Source organism: Paractinoplanes atraurantiacus, from assembly GCF_900215205.1.
Classification (GTDB): Bacteria; Actinomycetota; Actinomycetes; order Mycobacteriales; family Micromonosporaceae; genus Actinoplanes; species Actinoplanes atraurantiacus.
The window spans coordinates 334,756-351,092 of record NZ_OBDY01000002.1; the positions used below are offsets into that span (position 1 = coordinate 334,756).

At 70.0% G+C, this 16,337-nt stretch carries 12 protein-coding genes; 9 read left to right on the plus strand and 3 right to left on the minus strand.

Features of this window, described 5'->3' with window-relative positions; all coding sequences use genetic code 11:
• Positions 1-16 precede the first annotated feature (16 nt).
• Genes CRP55_RS08060 through CRP55_RS08070 form a run of 3 tightly spaced genes read left to right on the plus strand, consistent with a single transcriptional unit; the run spans position 17 to position 2,621 of the window.
• Positions 17-1,336, plus strand: a complete 1,320-nt coding sequence (locus CRP55_RS08060) for an enolase C-terminal domain-like protein (RefSeq protein ID WP_097319035.1) — start codon at positions 17-19, stop codon at positions 1,334-1,336.
• Positions 1,329-2,225 (plus strand): amidohydrolase family protein, encoded by an 897-nt coding sequence (locus CRP55_RS08065; protein ID WP_097319036.1) that lies wholly within the window; start codon positions 1,329-1,331, stop codon positions 2,223-2,225. The genes CRP55_RS08060 and CRP55_RS08065 overlap by 8 nt, the downstream gene beginning before the upstream one ends.
• Before the next feature lie 3 nt (positions 2,226-2,228).
• The gene (locus CRP55_RS08070; RefSeq protein WP_097319037.1) at positions 2,229-2,621 is read left to right on the plus strand and encodes a winged helix-turn-helix transcriptional regulator; all 393 of its coding nucleotides are present in this window, start codon (positions 2,229-2,231) and stop codon (positions 2,619-2,621) included.
• On the opposite strand, the gene CRP55_RS08075 is transcribed toward CRP55_RS08070, so the two are convergent.
• The gene (locus CRP55_RS08075) at positions 2,618-3,025 is read right to left on the minus strand and encodes a RidA family protein (RefSeq protein ID WP_097319238.1); all 408 of its coding nucleotides are present in this window, start codon (positions 3,023-3,025) and stop codon (positions 2,618-2,620) included. The two genes, CRP55_RS08070 and CRP55_RS08075, sit on opposite strands and share 4 nt — an antisense overlap.
• A gap of 156 nt (positions 3,026-3,181) precedes the next feature.
• On the opposite strand from CRP55_RS08075, the gene CRP55_RS08080 reads away from it, so the two are divergent.
• Positions 3,182-6,616 (plus strand): AMP-binding protein, encoded by a 3,435-nt coding sequence (locus tag CRP55_RS08080; RefSeq protein WP_097319038.1) that lies wholly within the window; start codon positions 3,182-3,184, stop codon positions 6,614-6,616.
• Between the two features lie 224 nt (positions 6,617-6,840).
• The gene (locus CRP55_RS08085; protein ID WP_097319039.1) at positions 6,841-7,569 is read left to right on the plus strand and encodes a hypothetical protein; all 729 of its coding nucleotides are present in this window, start codon (positions 6,841-6,843) and stop codon (positions 7,567-7,569) included.
• 35 nt (positions 7,570-7,604) lie between these two features.
• Here the strand turns inward: CRP55_RS08085 and CRP55_RS08090 are convergent, their stop codons facing one another.
• Entirely contained in the window at positions 7,605-8,336 is a 732-nt protein-coding gene (locus CRP55_RS08090; protein ID WP_097319040.1) for an SDR family oxidoreductase, read from the minus strand.
• 132 nt (positions 8,337-8,468) lie between these two features.
• On the opposite strand from CRP55_RS08090, the gene CRP55_RS08095 reads away from it, so the two are divergent.
• The 4 genes from CRP55_RS08095 (at position 8,469) to xynC (ending at position 13,883) form a co-directional block, all read left to right on the plus strand.
• A complete protein-coding gene (locus tag CRP55_RS08095; protein ID WP_097319041.1) occupies positions 8,469-9,383 on the plus strand; it encodes an AraC family transcriptional regulator in 915 nt (304 codons plus the stop codon).
• 287 nt (positions 9,384-9,670) lie between these two features.
• Positions 9,671-10,990: an extracellular catalytic domain type 1 short-chain-length polyhydroxyalkanoate depolymerase gene (locus CRP55_RS08100; protein WP_097319042.1), complete on the plus strand. Its 1,320-nt coding sequence runs from the start codon at positions 9,671-9,673 to the stop codon at positions 10,988-10,990.
• Positions 10,991-11,112: 122 nt separating this feature from the next.
• Entirely contained in the window at positions 11,113-12,090 is a 978-nt protein-coding gene (locus CRP55_RS08105) for a PaaX family transcriptional regulator (RefSeq protein WP_097319043.1), read from the plus strand.
• A gap of 131 nt (positions 12,091-12,221) precedes the next feature.
• The gene (xynC, locus tag CRP55_RS08110; protein ID WP_097319044.1) at positions 12,222-13,883 is read left to right on the plus strand and encodes a glucuronoarabinoxylan endo-1,4-beta-xylanase XynC; all 1,662 of its coding nucleotides are present in this window, start codon (positions 12,222-12,224) and stop codon (positions 13,881-13,883) included.
• 18 nt (positions 13,884-13,901) lie between these two features.
• Here the strand turns inward: xynC and CRP55_RS08115 are convergent, their stop codons facing one another.
• Positions 13,902-16,283, minus strand: a complete 2,382-nt coding sequence (locus CRP55_RS08115) for an ATP-binding protein (RefSeq protein WP_097319045.1) — start codon at positions 16,281-16,283, stop codon at positions 13,902-13,904.
• Positions 16,284-16,337 lie beyond the last annotated feature (54 nt).

A 16,337-nucleotide genomic window follows, 5' to 3' on the forward strand; every position in this document is an offset into this window, starting at 1 on the left:
CGAGCGGAGTGATCCCATGACTGCTGTTCCCACTGCTTCGATCACCGGCCTTGACGTCCTCGATGTGCGCTTCCCGACCTCGGAGCACCTCGACGGATCCGACGCCATGAATCCCGAACCCGACTATTCCGCGGCCTACGTGATCCTCCGGACCGACGCGCCGGACGGTCTGCAGGGCCACGCGCTGGCCTTCACCACGGGGCGGGGCAACGACGTGCAGGCGGCCGCCATCGCCGCGCTGGCGCCGTACGTGGTCGGCCGCGAGGTGCACGACATCTGCTCGGACCTGGGCGGCTTCGCTCGCGCCCTGACCCACGACCCACAGTTGCGCTGGCTCGGGCCGGAGAAGGGCGTCATCCACATGGCCACCGGGGCGGTGGTGAACGCGGCGTGGGACCTGGCCGCGAAACGGGCCGGCCTGCCGGTGTGGCGCTTCCTCAGCCAGATGTCACCCGAGGAACTCGTGTCGCAGGTGGACTTCCGCTGGCTCGGCGACGCGCTCACCCCGCAGGACGCGCTCGAGCTGCTGCGCCGGGCCGAGCCGGGCCGGCCGGAGCGCATGGCACGGCTCATCGAGACCGGCTACCCGGCGTACACCACCACACCGGGCTGGCTCGGTTACTCCGACGAGAAGCTGACCAGGCTCGCGCGGGAGGCGGTGGCCGACGGTTTCACCCAGATCAAACTGAAGGTCGGCGCGTCGCTCGAGGACGACATCCGCCGGATGCGGGCCGCCCGGGCCGCGGTCGGCCCGGACGTCCGGATCGCCGTCGACGCCAACCAGCGGTGGGATGTCGCGCCGGCGATCGAGTGGATGCGGGCGCTCGCCCCCGACGAGCCGTACTGGATCGAGGAGCCCACCTCGCCCGACGACATCCTCGGGCACGCCGCCGTGCGGGCCGGTGTCCAGCCGATCAAGGTGGCCACCGGCGAGCACGTCGCCAACCGGGTGATCTTCAAGCAGTTGTTGCAGGCCGGCGCCGTGGACATCGTGCAGATCGACGCGGCGCGGGTCGGCGGCGTCAACGAGAACATCGCGATCCTGCTGCTGGCCGCGAAGTTCGGTGTCCCGGTGTGCCCGCACGCGGGCGGCGTCGGCCTGTGCGAGATGGTGCAGCATCTGGCGATGTTCGACTACGTCGCGGTCTCGGGCACCCTCGAGGACCGGGTGATCGAGTACGTCGACCATCTGCACGAGCATTTCGCCGACCCGGTACGCCTCCGCGACGGCCGCTATCAAGCCCCGGCCCGGCCCGGGCTCAGCGCCCAGATGCTGCCGCGGGCGCTCAAGGAGTACGCGTATCCCGACGGTCCGGTGTGGTCCTCCCGTGTCTGACCCCGGCCTGGTCGACGCCCACCACCATCTGTGGGATCTGGTCCGGCGCCCGCAGCCCTGGCTGGACGAAGCTGCCCACCGGCCGATCCGCCGGACGTTCGGCACCGCGGATCTGACCGCGGCGGCCACCCGGCCGATCGCCGGCCGGCGGTTGCGGGCCACGGTGCTGGTGCACTGCCTGGATTCCGCCGGCGAGACGCGGGAGCTCCTGGCGCTGGCCGCCGAGGACCCGTTGATCGCCGCCGTGGTCGGCTGGGTGGACCTGACGTCGCCGGCCGTCGGCGACGTTCTCGACGAGTTGAGCGCCGGGCCGGGCGGCGCGTACCTGCGCGGTCTGCGCCATCTCGTCCAGGGCGAGGCGGATCGCGGCTGGTTGCAGCGACCGGACGTCGAGCGCGGGCTGCGGGCGGCCCGGCAACGCGGGCTCGCGTACGACCTCCTCATCCGCAGCCACCAGTTTCCGCAGGCCATCCGCCTCGCCGAGCGTCTGCCGGAGCTGCCGATGGTCCTCGACCACGCGGGCAAGCCACCGATCGCCGCCGGCGACCTCGCGGACTGGGAACGGCAGCTGCGCCGCCTGGCCCGTCACGAGCAGGTGGTGTGCAAGGTCTCCGGGCTGATCACCGAGGCCGACCACGCGCTCTGGAGCCCGGCCGACATCCGGCCGGTCGTCGAGGTGCTGCTGTCCGCGTTCGGTCCGCGGCGGCTGATGTTCGGATCCGACTGGCCGGTCTGCACGCTGGCCGGCGGCTGGAACCGGTGGGCCGCGGCGGTCGACGATCTGCTGTCCGGTTGTTCATCCGAGGAAACCGGGGCCCTGCTGTCCGGCACCGCCCGTTCCTTCTACCGGCTACTCTCTATTGGTTACTCAGGAACTAAAGGGGAGTGATGGGTGGGCACACGGCAGGAGATCAGCGCGCTCCCTCCGGAAGCCGATCTGGCCCGAGCGGACTCGCTGGCGCGGGAGATCTTCTCGGACGTGGCCAACAAGTGGGCCTTCCTGATCATCGAGTTCCTGGGGCAGCGCACCATGCGCTTCAGCGAGCTGCGCAACGAGGTCGGCGGCATCAGCCACAAGATGCTCACCCAGAACCTGCGGATGCTGGAGCGCAACGGGCTGGTGGAGCGCACCGTGCACCCCACCGTCCCGCCGCGCGTCGAATACACGCTCACCGAGGCCGGCAGCGGTCTGCGTGCGGTGGTCGACGGCATGTGCGGCTGGACTCAGCGCCATCTGGGCCACATCGAGGCGTCTCGCCGCCGCTTCCGCGACCCGGCCGGCTAGTCCAGAACGGCGACGGCCTCCACCTCCACCAGGTGCTCCGGCACGTCCAGGGCCGCGATGCCGAACAGCGATGCCGGCGCGGCCGGGGTGACGCCCAGCTTCGCCGCGGCGCGGGCGATCCCGTCCAGCAGCAACGGCATCTGCTCGGGCTGCCAGCCGACGACGTGCACGGTCAGTTTCACCGCGTCGGCGAAGCTCGCGCCCGCACCGGCCAGGGCGGTGCCGACGTTGAGGTAGGCCTGCTCGACCTGGGCGGCGAGGTCGCCCGCACCGACCGTCTGGCCGGTCTCGTCCCAGGCGACCTGGCCCGCGACGTGGATCAGCTTCGATCCGGTCGCCACCGAGACCTGCCGGTAGATCGGGATTTCCGGCAGCCCGGCCGGGTTCACCAGAGTCACGGCCATGATGCGCACCTCTCACTCTCTTTTGGTTACTGAGAAACCATAAGAGATCTCCGCTGAGCAGCGGAAGTACGCACTTTTTGGTGCCTCGGTCACCGATAGGTGACCGCCAGGGGTGTAACGTCCGAACGAGACGCTCCCTCTCCATCGGAGTCCCGGATGTCCGCGAGCCTGCTGACCACCATGGCCGACCGCCTCGACGCCGCTCCCGGTGCGCCTCTCTACACGTTTCTCGATCGCCACGGCAAGGAGATCGACGCGGCCGACCGCCAGGAGATCGTGCGGCGGGCGGCCGGCACCGCCGACCTCCTGCAGGCGGCCGGGGTCGCGGCCGGCGACCGCGTGCTGCTCATCTTCCCGCCCGATGGTCTGGAGTTCGTCGCGGGCTTCTTCGGGTGCATGCTCCTCGGCGCGATCGCGGTCCCGGTGGCCAGCCCCGACCCGCGGCATCTCGATCGGGAGCTGCCCAAGCTCCGGCACATCGCCGAGGACAGCGGCGCACGCGTCGCCCTCACCCATGCGAAGTACCGCGCGCTCACCACGCTGGCATCGGTACGCGACGGTGTGGCGGGCCGCTGGCGCGGTCGCGAGATGTCGAGCTGGCCGGAATTCACCTGGCTGCTGTCCCATCGTGCCAAACGGGCCGATCCGGAGGCGGCCGCGGCCCGGCTGGCCCACGCGGCCGCCCGGTTCGGCCCGGACGACGTCGTGTACCTGCAGTACACCTCCGGCTCGACGTCGGAGCCCAGGGGCGTCGTCGTGCGGCACCGGAACCTGACGCACAATCTCGAGCTGATCGCGCGCAACACCCGGGTCGACAGCGAATCGGTGCTCATCGGCTGGGTGCCGTTGTTCCACGACATGGGACTGGCCGGCGGGATCCTGAACGCCATGTACACCGGGGCCCGCTGCATCGCCTTCTCCTCGATGACCTTCCTGGCCGACCCACGTCTCTGGCTCGAGGCGATCGATCGCTACCGCGGCACGCACATCGCCGGGCCGAACTTCGGCTACGACTACGTGTTGCGCGGTCTGCGCGACGGCGACTCCTTCGACCTCTCGTCGGTCCGCTCCGCGCTGCAAGGCGGTGAGCCGATGCTGGCCGCCACGATGGACCGCTTCGAAGCCGCGTTCAGCCGCATGGGCTTCGATCCGGCGTCGTTCGGCAACGTGTACGGCATGGCCGAGGCCGTGCTGTTCGTCTGCGGCCGGGTCGGCCGGAAGCCGACGCTGCTCCACGGGGACCGGGCCCTGCTGGATCGCGACGGCGTGATCGTCGCGCCCACCCCGGGCGCACCCACGGTGACGCTCGTGGGCAGCGGCGTGCCCGACGCGGAGTGGGGTGTCTCGGTGATCGCGGTCGACCCGGTGACCCGGCGGCCGCGGCCACCGTACGCCGTCGGTGAACTGTGGATCTCCAGTCCCAGTGTGTCGAGCGGTTACTGGGGACGGACCGATCAGGAGAACGCGGCGGTCTTCGCCGCGCGCCCGGCGACCGGGAACGGCCCGGACGACGGGCGGCGTTTCCTGCGCACCGGTGATCTCGGGGTGATCGGCGACGACGGCGAGGTGTTCCTCTGCGGCCGCCTCAAGGACCTCATCATCGTCGGGGGCCGCAACATTCATCCACAGGATCTGGAAGCGGCGGTGGTGGCGGCCGATCCGATTCTGCGGCCGGGCAACGCGGTCGCCTTCGGGGTGCGGGTCGACGGCGCCGAGCGGGTCGTGGTGGCGGCCGAGGTGCGCAAGAAGGTCCTGCGGAACAGGAAGCCGATCCCGCTGGACCGGGCGGCGTCGGCGATCCGGGCCGCGGTGACCTCGCACTGCGGGGTGCAGTGCCATGAGGTCCTGCTGATGACGCCGGACAGCATTCCGAAGACAACCAGCGGAAAGCTGCGGCGCACACAAAGCAAGCACCAGTGGACGGTCGGCTCGCTGCGTTCGTCGGCGATCTCGGGACAACGCGGGCCGGCGCGGGCGAGGGTGCGCCGGGCGGGCCCGGACGGCGAGCCGGAGTACGTGCTCCGGCTGCTGCAGACCGAAGTCGCGGAGGTGCTGCACCTGAGCGACCCGAACGACGTATCGGTGGATCGGCCGCTCTCCGACGTCGGCCTCGACTCGCTCGGGCTGATCGATCTGGCCCGTCGCGTCGAGGACCGGACCGGAGCGTGCCTCCCGCCGGCGAGCTTCGGCAACGACGCGACCCTGCGGACGATGGCGATCTCGGTGCTCCGGCACTTCGAGCCGGCGCCCCCCGATCCGGGCGAGGCCCCGGGCGCCGGTGACGTCCCGTTCAGCGCCGCGCAGCGGCACGCCCTGGAGCTGGGGCAATGGGACGGTTGGACCCGTACGGTCATGCTCGACGTCCATCAGCGGCTCACCCCGGACCGGCTCCGCCGAGCCGCGTCGGCGCTGGTCGCCCGGCACGAGGCGCTGCGCCTGCGGTTCCGCCGGGACGGCGGCCGATTCGCGCAGCACTACGGCGACATCGAAGGCAGCTTCGCCGTCGAGTCGGTCACGCTGGACCGGCCCGACGCCCTCGCGCCGCTCCTCAGCGAGCAGCATCGTCGCGTCAGCCTCGAGCACGGCCCGCTGATGCGTCTCCTGCTGATTGCCACCGGCTCCAGGCAACGCCTGTTCATCGCGGTCAACCACCTCGTCATGGACGGCGTCACGCTGCGGATCCTGCTGGATGACCTGGACCAGCTCTGCCGGCTGGACGAGCAGGGCGAGGCTCTGCGGCTGGCCCGGACATCGGCGCGTTTCGAGGTGTTCTCCGGCTGGATGAACGACTTCGCCGGCCGGGGCGCGAAGGCCGATCTGGAGTTCTGGCGTACCCAGCTTGCCGTGCCACCACCGGCCACCTACGACCCGCTGGCGCATCCCGGCGTGCGGGTGGACGACCTGGAGATCGCCCGCCACCGCCTGCCGCCCGAACAGACGCGCGCGCTGCGCAACGTACGGATGACCGGGCCGAACGCAGGCCGCGCACCGCTCGCCATCACCCTGCTCACAGCACTGGTGCGGACCGCTGGGCGCCAGTGGAACTGCGGGCGTCTCGTGGTCGAGCTCTCCGGCTCGGGGCGACAGGCAGCGGTACACGGCCTTGACCTCGCGCGGACGGCCGGTGATCTGCACTGCACCTTCCCCCTCGCCTTCGAGGACAGCCGGTCCCAGGGCCCGGCCGAGACGCTGACCGCGGTGAGTGAACGGCTCGCCGCTGTCCCGTCCGGGGGTCTGTCGTTCGGAGGTCTCAAGTATCTGAACGACGATCCGGACCTGCGAGAGAGCATCCGCCGGGCCCCGGCTCCGACGTTGTGGTTCGACTTCCAGGGCGAGATGCCGACGCGGAGCCGCAGCGGCCTCTTCTCCCTGAGCGCGGCCGCCGTCGGTGACGTGCGGGATCCCGGGACCGGCATGCGGCAACCGCCGCTGTCCGTCGCATGCTCGGTCGTCGGCGGCACGACCCGCATCGTCTGGGAATACTCGCCCCGGCGGCTGTGGTGGACCGGGGCCGAGATCGATCAGTGGATGACCCGGTTCCGGGACGAGCTCTCCCAACTGGCCCTCCCGGCCCGTCAGACGTCGCGCTAGGCGGCGAACTGCCGGATGTTCAACTGGGGCTGGGACCAGCCGATCAGGATGGCGTGATCCTGACCTGGGCGGAAGTAGGGCAGACCGTGGTCGCCGGTCTGGCCGGCGTTCTGGGAGTGTACGGAACGCAGGAGGCGCTGGGAGCGTTACGCAGGCGCGGCTTGTGCCCGGACCGGTGGAGCAGCCGGCGCTGACGTCAATGCCTGTGTGCGAGGATCCCGGCCATGCTGCACCGGGATGAGGCCGCCCTGGCCGCCTACGTGGCCGAACGCCCCAGCCAGGCCGTGCTGGTGATCCGCGGCGCTCCCGACGCCGAGACGGCCATGGCCGCCCTGCGAGCCGCAGCCGACGCCGTCCGGGCCATTCCTCACCCCGACGAGCCCACCGAGCCTTTGCCCAACTGGGTGGAAGCCCTTCTCAGCGACGACGGCCCGACCCTTCACCTGGATCTGCAGGACCACGCCGACCGGGCTCCGCGGGTGGTCGCGGCGGCCTTGGCCGCCCTCGACGCCAGCGGGGTGCCCGGCCGCCTGGAACCGCTCCGCCCACCCGCCCCGCCTTACGAATACGACGCGAACGCCGACATCCTGACCGACGTGGCATTCGTGGAATCGCTCGACGAACGCGGTCTTCCACCCACTTTCCCCGACGGTTTCCCCATTCCCGCCGAAGCCGTTCTGGTGCTGGCCCAGCGTTCCAGGTCAGACACGTGGCAGCACGCGGCCTGGCGCCGCTCACGTCCATTCACCGAATACCCGGAAACGCTGCGAGCGTTCGGTTGCGACTTGGAGCCGATAACAGCCCGAGACGCCCTCATGAGGGCCACAGGCATGACCCGAGACCTGATCCGCCACCCCGCCGGCTCCGGCAGCGTCTCCTTCCACCACGAATACGGCGCAGGCGACGACCCTCACCACTTCTACGTCAGTGTGGTGTGGCGCCCATCCCCGTGAACTCGGGTCCGCGGTGACAGCCGCCCAGCGCGTACTCAAGCAAGCATCTCCAGGCCGAAGGCCTGCGGTGCACCCATCAGCGACGCCTTCGTCGTCGCACTCGCGCTGTCCGCGATGATCTCGGTCTTTCCCGCCTCGAGGCCGTCGAGGGCGATGCGGGCGATGTCGGCCGGAGCGCTCATGAGGCTGAGCAACGCGTCACCGCCGTCCATCCGGGCCGCGAAGGACGTCATCGCCTCGGTGGCCGTCGGCCCCAGCACCACCCCGCTGACCAGCGTGCCCTGCTCGGCGAGTTCCAGCCGGACGGCGTTGGTCAGCCCCCACTGCGCCGCCTTGGCCGCCGAATAGGCGAGGTTGCCGCCGAACGGCGCCCACCCCACCGCGGACAGCATGTTCAGGATGCCGCCGCCGCCGTTGGCGGCAAGTGTCGGGGCGAACGCCCGGATCACGGTCAGCGTGCCCCAGAGGTGGGTGTCGAAGGTCCGCCGGATCTGGTCGAGGTCCCCGTGCACGAGCGGGGCGCCGAAGGAGACGCCGGCGTTGTTGATCACCAGGTCGACGTCGGTGGCGACGGCGGCGGCGGCCGCGACGGATGCGGGATCGGTGATGTCGAGCTCGAGCGTTCGCACACCTTCCAGGGTGATCTGCTCGGGCCGGCGGGCGGTGGCGTAGACGTTCGCGCCGCGCTGGAGCAGGTCCGCGGCCAGCTCCCGGCCGAGGCCGCTGCCGGCTCCGGTGATGAGGGCGGTCGCTCCGTGCAGTTTCATCGTTGTCTCCTTCTGCTCAGCAGTTCTTCATCAGCAATGTATGGACCAAGCGATGCAACAGTCGATGCTGCAGAAGCTCAAGAAACTTGCCGCCTGCCTCACGGAGGCTCGGTGGGGCAGTAGTCTCGGCGGATGGATGTGGTCAGCGAGGTGTTACGTATGTCCGGCGTGCGGGGGAGCCTCGGTGCCCAGATCGAGGCGGGCGGGCGCTGGGCGATGGACCTGGACGATTTCCCCGGTGCGGCCCTGCACGTGGCCATCAGCGGTGGCGCGCGGGTCACGGTCACTGGGCACGAGCCGGTCGAGCTGGCCGCCGGCGATGTCGTACTGGTGAGGGCCGGCCTCGAGCACCGCCTCAGTGACTCGGCCGGCGCGTCCGGCGCTCCCGCGGCGAAGTTCGAAGTGCCCGAGCCCGGCACGGTGGTACGGCTCGGCGCGCCACCCGTCCGGACGAGCTTGGTCACGATCTTCTACGACTGCGACCACACCGCGCGTACGCAGGTTCTCCCGGCCCTGCCGGACCTGCTTCACATCCCGGGCGGCGACGGCACCGAAGGGGTCGGCGACATAGTCCGCCTTCTCACCCGGGAACTGGCCCACCCCCAGTTCGCCGGTACGGCGGTGCTCGACGGCCTCGTCGACATCATGCTGATCCAGTTGCTACGCGCCTGGCTCCCCGGCCGGCCCGGCGACCAGCGCGGCACCTGGCTCGGCATGCTGACCGACCCGGTCGTCCATCAAGCCCTCCAGCACCTCCACGCCGACCCTGCGCACCCGTGGACGACCGCGAAGCTGGCCTCCACCCTCGCGGTGTCGCGGGCCACGCTCGCCCGGCGTTTCCCGGCTGCCATCGGCCAGAGCCCGCTCGCCTACCTGACCCAGTGGCGGATGGACCTCGCCGCCGCCCGCCTGCGGGGCGGTTCCGGATCGGTCGAGGCGATCGCCGCGTCGGTGGGCTATCTCTCGGTACCGGCCTTCAGCCGCGCCTTCACCCGCGCCCACGGCCAGGCACCGGGCCGCTTCCGCAGCGCCACCCAGCCGGCTTGAGCCGATCGAAGCATCGGCACCGGTCGGGCAATTGGTGTGCGTCGATTGACAGTTCAGAGTCCCGGGTGCACTCTAAGTGCCATACGACGCGTGTCCGCCGGTGCGCGACACGGCCGTGGCACGGCGATCGGCGCTGATCACGGCGCCCGTGCGGGTGAGGACAGGGCAGATCACCCGCAGGTCTCGACGGCGTCGGGCTCGGCCGGCATCCCCGGTCTTTCCCCATGGGCTGTGCGCGGGCGTGGCATCTCCGGCGCGGGGCCCACCTCGCTCCAGGAGTAACGACCATGAAGATCAAACGACGTTTGTTGTACGCCCTGGCCGCCCTTCTGGCCGTGGCCGGTCTCGCCGTCTCGGCACCCCGTGCGGCGTTCGCGGCCTCGCTGGTTGAGGTGACCAGCTTCGGCAGCAACCCGGGCGGCATGCGCATGCACATCTATGTGCCGGACTCCCGCCCGGCCAACCCGGCGATCGTGGTCGCCATGCACGGCTGCGGCGGTTCCGGGCCCGGCTTCTACTCGGGCAGTGAGTTCGCCTCGCTGGCCGACCGGTACGGGTTCCTCGTGATCTACCCGTCGGCGATGCAGGAGGCCGGCTTCGGCAAGTGCTTCGACACGTGGTCGGCGGCGTCCAAACAGCGCAACGGCGGCAGTGACCCGGTCTCGATCGCCTCGATGGTGGCTTACGCCGGTCAGCGTTACGGCGGCGACCAGAACCGGGTGTACGCCACCGGCAGCTCCTCCGGCGGCATGATGACCCAGCACATGCTCGCCCTCTACCCCGACCTGTTCAAGGCCGGCGCGTCCTTCATGGGCGTGCCGTTCAACTGCTTCGCCAACGCGGCCGACTACCCGCCGGGCGGTCAGTGCACGGGCGGCAGCATGAACCGCACACCTCAGCAGTGGGGCGACGCCGTCCGCCAGGTGAACCCTGGCTTCAGCGGTGCCCGCCCCCGGATCCAGCTCTGGCACGGCACCAACGACACCCTCGTGCCGTACTCGCTGCTGCAGGAATCGGTCGAGCAGTGGACCAATGTCTTCGGGCTGAGCACGACCCCCACCTCCAGCGACACTCCGCAGTCGGGCTGGAACCGCCGCCGCTGGGCTGACGCGACGGGCACGGTGCAGATCGAGGCGTACAGCATCCAGGGCGCCGGGCACTCCCTTCCCAGCAGCGGGATGGCGGCCGCCGCCGTCGCCTTCTTCGGCCTGACCACGCCCACCACACCCCCGACCACCACGCCGCCGACGACCCCGCCCACCACTCCTCCGACGACCCCGCCGGCGACTTCGGCGTGCCGGGTCACCGCCGCGGTCAACGCCTGGAACAACGGGCTGACCGCGAACCTCACCATCACCAACACCGGCAACGCCGCGATCAACGGCTGGCAGCTCGCCTTCGACCTGCCCTCGGGTCAGACCATCACCGGCGGCTGGAGCGCCTCGTACGCACCGGCCTCGGGACGGGTCACGGCGACCAACGCCGGCTACAACGGCAGCCTGGCGCCGGGCGCGTCGACCACCGTCGGTTTCCAGGCCACTCACTCCGGCAACAACGGTGCCCCCACCGCGTACGCGCTCAACGGCTCCGCCTGCACCACCGGCTGACGTAAGCCCCGGTGTGGACGGCCCGGTGGCGTGCCGTCCACACCGGTCAGCACTCGAAAACCCCGTACGGGCATGGGAAGATCTTCGGCAATCGTCAGTCCCGACTCTGCCGGAGCCGTCGTGTGACCAGCCCGTACGACATCGACGAGATCTTCCCCGACGACGCGGCGGATGCGGTGCGCCTGCCGCGGCGCCAGGCCGGCAATTCGCCGCAGGATCTGACGGTGACCCTGCTGGCCGACTACACCCTGAGCACCCGGGCCGAACTGCCGTCGGCCGCCATCGTGGCCCTGCTCGCCGAGGCCGGCGTGAGCCCGGCCGGCGCCCGCACCGCGATCAGCCGGCTCGCCCGTCGCAGGGTGCTGCAAGTACGGCGGCAGGGGCGGCGGAGCGCCTACCGGCTCACGCCTGAGGCGGCCGACTTCCTCGCCGTCGGCGGCAGCTGGATCGCCTCGGCGGCCACCGGCGCCGAACCGTGGGACGAGCACTGGACGCTGATCGCGTTTTCGCTGCCCCAGACGGAACGGGCCCAGCGGCAGGAACTCCGCAACAGGCTGCGCTGGATGGGGTACGCCCCGCTGTACGACGGGCTGTGGATCTCGCCGCACGATCTGACGGAGAAGGCCAGGAAGAGGTTCGCCCTCATCGCTCCCGGCGCCCTGACGGTGTTCCGCGCCCGGCACGTCGAGCTCGGCGCCGGCCTCGACCGCAATCCCGTCCAGGCGTGGGACATCGCCGCCATCGCCCGCGAGTACGAGAGATTCCTCGAGCGCTGGCGCCACGTGCCGGCCCGGATCGCCGGCGGGCAGCCGGCCGGGGCCGAGGCGGTGCGGTTCCGCACCGAGGTGATGGACACCTTTCGGCGCCTGCCCATTCTCGACCCGCGCCTGCCCCTTCGCCTGCTGCCGGCCGGCTGGCCGCGGCAACCGGCCCGGGATCTGTTCGTCGCCGTCTACGACGGCCTGGCCGGCACAGCGCAGGAGCACGTCCGTGCCGTCGCGGCGGGTGTCACCGACGGCCCGCTCACCGGCATCCGGGCCCACACCGTCGACGACCTGTCCGCCGGCCTGCCACCAGATAGCGCAAATTTCGGCGACTGAAAAACTGTTACATCGTACGCCGATAAATCTCTTGGAAATGGCCTCTTGAGCGGCGGGAAACAAGCTGGCAATATTGGCGACCATAAATGGGAGCGCTCCCATTCCTGGACTTCTCACCATGAGGATCGACCATGAATCAGAACCACGATGAGCCGGTGTCGACGCCGTCCCGGCCGCTGCGCCGCCGAACCGTCCTGACGACGCTGGGAGCTCTGCCGGTCGTCGCGGTCGCCGGGTCGATCCTCACGGCCACCGAAGCCTCGGCTGCGGCGGCGAACGTCAACCCGTCCGCACCACGGCAGACGATCCGGGGCTTCGGCGCCATGTGCCACGCGGCCTGGATCGGCGACCTGACCGCGGCGCAGCGGGACACCGCGTTCGGCGCCGGCGACGGCCAGCTGGGGTTCTCGATACTGCGGATTCCGGTGAACGAGAATCAGTCGGACTGGGGCCGTGATCTGGCCACGGCGCAACGTGCCGTAGCGCTCGGAGCGACCGTCTTCGCCTCGCCGTGGAATCCTCCCGCCGGCATGACCGAGACTTTCACCCGCGGGAGCCAGACCAACGCCAAACGACTGAAATACAGTTCGTACGCCGCCTACGCCCGGCATTTGAACGACTTCACCACCTACATGCGCAACAACGGGGTCGACCTGTACGCCATCTCGGTGCAGAACGAGCCCGACTATGCGGAGACATGGACGTGGTGGACGGCCGCCGAAATCGTTCAGTTCCTCCGGGCCAACGCCGGCTCGATCAGCACCCGGGTCATCGCACCCGAGTCCTTCCAGTACATCAAGTCGATGTCGGACCCGATCCTCAACGACGCCACGGCCCTCGCCAACGTCGACATCATCGGCGCGCACCTTTACGGCACGCCGTACTCCAACTTCTCCTACCCGCTGTTCCAGCAGAAGGGAGCGGGCAAGGAACTGTGGATGACGGAGGTCTACTACCCCAACAGCAGCGACTCGGCCGATTCCTGGCCCGGGGCGCTGGACGTGGGGGAGCACATGCACCACGCCATGGTGGACGCCGGCTTCCAGGCGTACGTCTGGTGGTATCTGCGGCGCAGTTACGGCCCGATGCGCGAGGACGGCCGGATCAGCAAGCGGGGCGCCGTCATGGCGCAGTTCTCCCGTTTCGTACGGCCCGGCTACGTGCGGGTCGACGCGACCGCGAACCCGGCGACCAACGTCTTCGTGTCGGCGTACCGGGGCGGTGACACCGTCGCCATCGTCGCGGTCAACAAGAACAGCTCGGCCGTGAGCCAGCAGTTCACCTTGGCCGGGACCGCCGCGTCCGGAAGCGTCGCCGCCTGGCTGACCGACGCCGGCAACAACGTCGCCCGGCAGAGCGCGCTGAGCATGGCGAACGGCTCGGTCACCGTCACGCTGCCCGCCCGCAGCGTGATGACCCTGGTCACCAGCGTGACCGGCACGACCTCTCCTCCTCCGACGACTCCCTCCACCGGCGCCGGGCCGAGGGTCGCGTACACGATGAGCACCTGGAGTTCGGGTTTCACCGCGACGATCAGCATCACCAACACCGGCAGCTCGGCCATCAACGGCTGGACGCTGAGCTTCACCCTGCCCTCCGGGCAGTCCATCACCTCCGGCTGGAACGCCACCTACTCGCCCTCCAGCGGGCTGGTGAGCGCCCGCAACGTCGACTACAACGGCACGCTGGCTCCCGGCGCCAGCGTCGAGATCGGCTTCCAGGGCACCCACACCGGCAACACGGCCGAACCGGCCGCCTTCACCCTCAACGGCGTCGCCTGCACTGTGGTCTGACCTGCTGCCCGCCGCTCGTTACTGAACCGCGGCCTGGTCGTGCAGAACGGCTCGAATGCGGTCGAGGAGCTCGTGGCTGGTGAACGGCTTCTCGATGATGAGGATGCCGTCCCGCAGGGTTCCGTTCTCGTTCAGTACGGGCTGGGCGTAGCCCGACATGAACAGCACCGGAGTACCGGGGCGGACAGTCTGCATTCGTTCGGCCACCTCGTTGCCGAGCATCTTGGGCATGATGACGTCGCTCAGCAGCAGGTCGATTCTCTCCGGATGGGTCTGGGCGATGTGGATCGCTTGTTCGCCGCTCGCCGCGGGCAGGACGGTATAGCCGGCTCGGGTGAGGATACGGTGTGCCACCTGTCGGAGGGCGTCCTCGTCCTCGACCAACAGGATGGTTCCGTGCGGGTCTGCACCGGCCTGGCCGGGGCTGGCCGGGATGTCGGCCACGTTGCCGGCGCCGGCCTCGGCGGTGGGCAGCAGGATGGTGACGCTGGTGCCGATGCCGGCCTCGGAGTAGAGGCTGACGTCGCCGCCGGCCGAGGTGACGATGCCGTAGATGGTGGCCAGGCCCAAGCCCGTACCGGAGCCCCGGGGCTTGGTGGTGTAGAAGGGCTCGAAGGCGTGTTCCATGACTTCGGGCGTCATGCCGGTGCCGGTGTCGGAGACACGCAGACGCACGTACGTGCCCGCGGGGAGCCGGGTGGTGGTCGCGTCGTCGCCGTCGAGCTCGGCGTTGCTGGTGTCGATGGACAGCGTGCCGCCGCCGGGCATGGCGTCGCGGGCGTTGACGGCGAGGTTGACCAGCACCTGTTCGAGCTGGCTGGCGTCGGCGAAGACCGGCCGCAGCGAGGGTTCGAGCTGAGTGCTCAGCTGGATGTGCTCGCCGAGGCTGCGGCGCAGCATCTGCTCGACCTCGCCGATGATGTGGTTGAGGTCGAGCACCTCGGCCTGGGTGATGTCGCGCCGCCCGAAGGCCAGAAGCTGCTTGGTGAGGCGCGCGGCCCGTTCCGCGGCCCGGCTGATCTGGCCGAGGTCATCGCGGGCGGCCGTGATGTCGGCCCGCGTGACTTCATCGGCGGCGAGGCTGTCCTGGATCAGCTCGGAATAGTTGCTGATGACGGCGAGGATGTTGTTGAAGTCGTGCGCCACGCCGCCGGCGAGCTCGCCGAGGCTCTCCAGCCGGCGGGCGTGCTGGGTGCGACGTTCGGCGGCGTCGCGTTCGGCCTGGGCGATAAGACGTTCGCGTTCGCCTTGCGCGATGAGCCGGTCGGTGACGTCGCGGATGGCGGCGGAGACGATCACGCCATGATCCGTCTCCAGGGCGGAGAGGCTGATCTCGGCCGGGAACTCGCTGCCGTCCTTGCGTTTGGCGGTCAAGGCGAGCCCGGCGCCCATCGGGCGGCGTTTCGGGTGGGCGAAGTAGCGGTCGCGGTGAGCCGGATGCAGGTCGCGGAACCGTTCGGGGACGAGAAGTTCGATCGGCTGACCGAGCAGTTCCTCACGCCGGTAGCCGAAGAGATGTTCGGCGTGTGCGTTGATCAGGGTGATCGTGCCGTCGGCGGTGACGCCGACGATGGCGTCCGGCGCGGCGTCGAGCAAGCTCATGAACATCGACTCGGCCCGCTCGGTACGACTCGGGCTGCGCACGTCCGCCGTCGTCGCCATCACCGTGACGGGGCCGGACAGCAGATCGCCGAAAAGTTGAGTGGCCGCGTCGAGGCTGCGCAGATGCCGGGTGGCCCAGTTCCTTCGGTGGTGGGCCGCGACGGCCAGCACCGCGATCACCCGGCCGTCCGAGTCCCGTACCGGAAACCCGCAGTAGGCACTGATTCCACAGTCCCTCACAGGCGCCTTGTCGGCCAGGCGGGGGTCGGCGAGGACGTCGTCGACGATCAGCGGCAGCCCCGTTTCGACGACATCGGCGGCCAGCGAACCGGCCAGTGGCATCTCGTCGCCGGGTGCGAGCGCCTCCGTACCGAGGCAGCTGAGCACGGTACGCGTGGTGCTGGTGATCAGATAGGCGACCACTATCGGCACTTCGGTGACCACGGCGACCACCTCGACGAGCCGGTCGAGCGCTGGTGCGCCGACGGCATTGTTTCGTGCCCGGACGTCCTGCTGTGCCCGGCTTTCCTTGCGCATGTGAACCCCGCCCACGCTGAAACGCCGTTTCAGAAGCAGGCTCGCACCTTCAGCGCCGCTGGTGTCGCCGATCAGCAGAATTGCCAGTTCGGCGAGGACGAATGTGGCGTCGGCGGGCACCGAGTCGTCGAACACGGCGTTCGGGCTGTGGTTGCCCGCCGCGGTCGCGGGATCGCCGGCGCCGGGCCACGATCGCCGGCCGGTTGCCTGCTGATCGAGATAGGGAAGCGGCTGCTCATCGACGTCGGCCGGGGCCGGCATTTTCGTTCATCGTTACCCTTCGATATAACTGGATGCCAGCGATCGAACACGGGA

Coding starts and splice junctions, on each gene's coding strand:
- CRP55_RS08060 (WP_097319035.1), top strand. CDS start 17: ATGACTGCTGTTCCCACTGCTTCGATCACCGGCCTTGACGTCCTCGAT.
- CRP55_RS08075 (WP_097319238.1), bottom strand. CDS start 3,025: ATGGCCGTGACTCTGGTGAACCCGGCCGGGCTGCCGGAAATCCCGATC.
- CRP55_RS08080 (WP_097319038.1), top strand. CDS start 3,182: ATGTCCGCGAGCCTGCTGACCACCATGGCCGACCGCCTCGACGCCGCT.
- CRP55_RS08085 (WP_097319039.1), top strand. CDS start 6,841: ATGCTGCACCGGGATGAGGCCGCCCTGGCCGCCTACGTGGCCGAACGC.
- CRP55_RS08090 (WP_097319040.1), bottom strand. CDS start 8,336: ATGAAACTGCACGGAGCGACCGCCCTCATCACCGGAGCCGGCAGCGGC.
- CRP55_RS08095 (WP_097319041.1), top strand. CDS start 8,469: ATGGATGTGGTCAGCGAGGTGTTACGTATGTCCGGCGTGCGGGGGAGC.
- CRP55_RS08100 (WP_097319042.1), top strand. CDS start 9,671: ATGAAGATCAAACGACGTTTGTTGTACGCCCTGGCCGCCCTTCTGGCC.
- xynC (WP_097319044.1), top strand. CDS start 12,222: ATGAATCAGAACCACGATGAGCCGGTGTCGACGCCGTCCCGGCCGCTG.
- CRP55_RS08115 (WP_097319045.1), bottom strand. CDS start 16,283: ATGCCGGCCCCGGCCGACGTCGATGAGCAGCCGCTTCCCTATCTCGAT.